Raw genomic sequence first — 2047 nt, forward strand, 5'->3', positions numbered from 1 at the left:
ATTCCTTGCCTGGAAAATAACCACCGTGCCCGGCAGACTCATTGATCACTTCCAAATGACTAGGTGCAAGTGTTTGTAACCGTTCAATCAACTGTTGTTCAAGGCTCATAGCTTTTCCTTTTACGATTATTCGTATATTTGAACCTAGTATACCTTGTCTACACACAAACAAAAGTTGCTCTTGTATGCTTTGACTTCAAACAAAATGTCTATTTATTCGGCAACTTAACAACAAAAATACCGCTAAATGGTCATTTCTGTTTTTATTTTATGCAATCAGCATAATTATTTGCATAAAGTTGTTGACCCTTGTTTTGCTTAATGTATTATAAGCGGCACGCGGGAATAGCTCAGTTGGTAGAGCATAACCTTGCCAAGGTTGGGGTCGCGAGTTCGAGTCTCGTTTCCCGCTCCAAATTGGTTTTTTTTGAGAAAGTTTTAGTAAAAACTGCTTATATATGCGGGAATAGCTCAGTTGGTAGAGCATAACCTTGCCAAGGTTGGGGTCGCGAGTTCGAGTCTCGTTTCCCGCTCCAAATTTAAAAGGCCCTAGTCGAAAGACTGGGGCTTTTTTCTTTTTATTGGTCGATGATTTTACGTTCTATCAATTCACAGTATATTCTGAGAATAGCTCAGCTCAAGGCCGAATATTTCATTAATAGACTCAGATTTTTAAATAAGTAATTGTATCGAGTTAATCTAGTTATATTTGCAGGGTACTGGCGTTATTCGATGTGTAGATATACATGGCACTAATTGAAAACAATCCAGATCAAATCTTTCTTGGGCAAGAAGCTGCTGTAAACAGATTGAAAAGATAAAGTTATGATCATAGACATAGCTTTGGAAATAATATTCTTCTGTCTTTTGAATATCACGAGTTGAATCGAGAAAATCTATATGTTCAGCTAACACATGAAAGTTGAGCTTCTTTAAATGACGACTCATTCCTTCGCCAGTACATTTAATATAGGATTCTTTTAAGGTCCATATTTGAAAAAAACGCTGATATACACTGGATGGATCAATCCTTTCATTTTCCTGAATCCATTCAATTTCACTTGGCGCTAAGACGCTATCGACACGCATCCAATCGAACCCACGGTCCAGCCGTTCAACATCAACTCCTATTTCTCCTTTTTCAGTCATCGCAAGAACAATAACATCTGCTGAATGACTAAGATTAAAATAAATAGCTTTACTACCTTGTATAAAAGGTTTGCCGTTAGGTTGTAATTGAATGATGACCTCATAGGGTGAAATACCCAACTTATCTGCTAAAACAGACTTCGTTAAGACACGAGAGATTAAGAAAAGTCGTGCAGCATGAGGATGATATTGATCATATCTCAACTTTTCTGCCGCATTGAGAAAGCTGAGATAATGACTCAATATGAGATGGTTTTGTGGCACGCGTGAAACCGGGCAGACATAAACCTGTACTTTGGAAATATCAGACATCACTGAGCTGTACTGTGGTGCTGATATATTTGGTTAGAACTGGTGTGAGATAATCATAAACCGCTTCTACATGGGTAACGTGCGGATTATGGCCTGCGCCAGCAATGATATGTACAGGAATATTAGGACTTATTGTAGTAACAATTGGATCCTTCTCTCCAACAATGATTTCAACTTTAGAGCCAAGCTCGTTTAACAAAGCTGTTTGAGATACTCTCTGCTGAGGCAAACTAATACGATGCATATACTCACTAATATGCTTGGCTACCGACACCCGGTGTAATGAATCCATCGCATAACCAACAGATAGATTTTTTTGTCCATCTGGATGCAGATTTTTAGCAATTTTATCTTTCGATACAAAACGGAAAATTAGATTAGAGATCGTTTGTATTTGAAATATTTTTGCGGCCTGTGCCTGCACGAAATAAGGCGATATAAGGATAAGACGTGCAACTTTATTTGGATATTTCTGTGCAAGACTCAATGCAAATAAACATCCTAACGAGTGAGCAATAACAACACTATTTGGTGCTAAAAGCTTTGCAGCATTATCAATAAACTGATGATTGTTATCTTCCATCAC

General features: G+C 37.8%; 2 protein-coding genes, 2 tRNA genes and 1 pseudogene. 2 read left to right on the top strand and 3 right to left on the bottom strand.

Features of this window, described 5'->3' with window-relative positions:
• Window positions 1-109: pseudogene (locus J655_RS23995) on the bottom strand (BolA family transcriptional regulator); the annotation flags it as partial.
• A 230-nt stretch (window positions 110-339) separates the two neighbouring features.
• On the opposite strand from J655_RS23995, the gene J655_RS24000 reads away from it, so the two are divergent.
• Window positions 340-415 (top strand) — tRNA-Gly (locus J655_RS24000).
• Between the two features lie 45 nt (window positions 416-460).
• Window positions 461-536 (top strand) — tRNA-Gly (locus J655_RS24005).
• A 163-nt stretch (window positions 537-699) separates the two neighbouring features.
• Here the strand turns inward: J655_RS24005 and J655_RS24010 are convergent.
• Both J655_RS24010 and J655_RS24015 read right to left on the bottom strand, forming a co-directional pair.
• The gene (locus J655_RS24010) at window positions 700-1461 is read right to left on the bottom strand and encodes a 4'-phosphopantetheinyl transferase family protein (RefSeq protein ID WP_017482317.1); all 762 of its coding nucleotides are present in this window, start codon (window positions 1459-1461) and stop codon (window positions 700-702) included.
• The coding region (locus J655_RS24015) for an alpha/beta fold hydrolase (RefSeq protein ID WP_032053423.1) at window positions 1454-2047 on the bottom strand (594 nt) is incomplete at its 5' end. The genes J655_RS24015 and J655_RS24010, both read right to left, overlap by 8 nt.

The organism is Acinetobacter sp. 1294243 (genome assembly GCF_000588015.1).
GTDB lineage: Bacteria > Pseudomonadota > Gammaproteobacteria > Pseudomonadales > Moraxellaceae > Acinetobacter > Acinetobacter pittii.

What these genes read in the sequence shown, in the direction of transcription:
- J655_RS24010 (WP_017482317.1), bottom strand. Translation starts at nt 1,461, where the DNA reads ATGTCTGATATTTCCAAAGTACAGGTTTATGTCTGCCCGGTTTCACGC.